A 699-nucleotide genomic window follows, 5' to 3' on the forward strand; every position below is an offset into this window, starting at 1 on the left:
GTACCCAGAACACGTGATGGTGAATTTTCACCGACGGTGTTTGAGCGTTATCAGCGAAATGAAAAGGCACTGCTCGCTTCAATGCTTGAGATGTATGTTTCAGGCGTTTCGACACGTAAAGTTTCAAAGATTGTTGAAGAGCTATGTGGAAAATCGGTATCGAAATCTTTTGTTTCTAGCCTGACTGAGCAGTTAGACCCGATGGTCAACGAATGGCAGAACCGTTCACTCTCAGGTACGAGTTATCCTTATCTGATGACTGATGTTCTCTACATAAAAGTCCGTGAGGACCATCGAGTGCTTTCTAAAAGCTGCCATATTGCGATCGGGATAACAGAAGGTGGTGATCGTGAAATCATTGGCTTCATGATCCAAAATGAAGAAAGTGATGACACATGGTCCATCTTCTTTGAATACTTAAAAGAACGCGGTCTACAGGGGACAGAACTCATCATTTCTGATGCCCATAAAGGCCTAGTGTCTGCAATTCGTAAGTCATTTACCAACGCAAGTTGGCAGAGATGCCAGGTCCATTTTTTAAGAAACATCTTCAGTTCCATTCCAAAAAAGAATTCAAAACCGTTTAGAGAAGCAGTAAAAGCGATCTTTAAGTTTACGGATATTGAACTCGCTCGAACAGCTAAGAATGCCTTAGTCGGTGAATATATCGACCAGTCTAAATATTCAAAAGCTTGCGCA

1 pseudogene is annotated in these 699 nt (G+C 41.9%); it reads left to right on the forward strand.

Annotated elements, in window-relative coordinates:
* Nucleotides 1–699, forward strand: a pseudogene (locus KA883_RS13200) (IS256-like element ISEnfa4 family transposase); the annotation flags it as partial.

It is taken from the genome of Staphylococcus sp. GDY8P54P (assembly GCF_017892645.1).
Classification (GTDB): domain Bacteria; phylum Bacillota; class Bacilli; order Staphylococcales; family Staphylococcaceae; genus Staphylococcus; species Staphylococcus ureilyticus.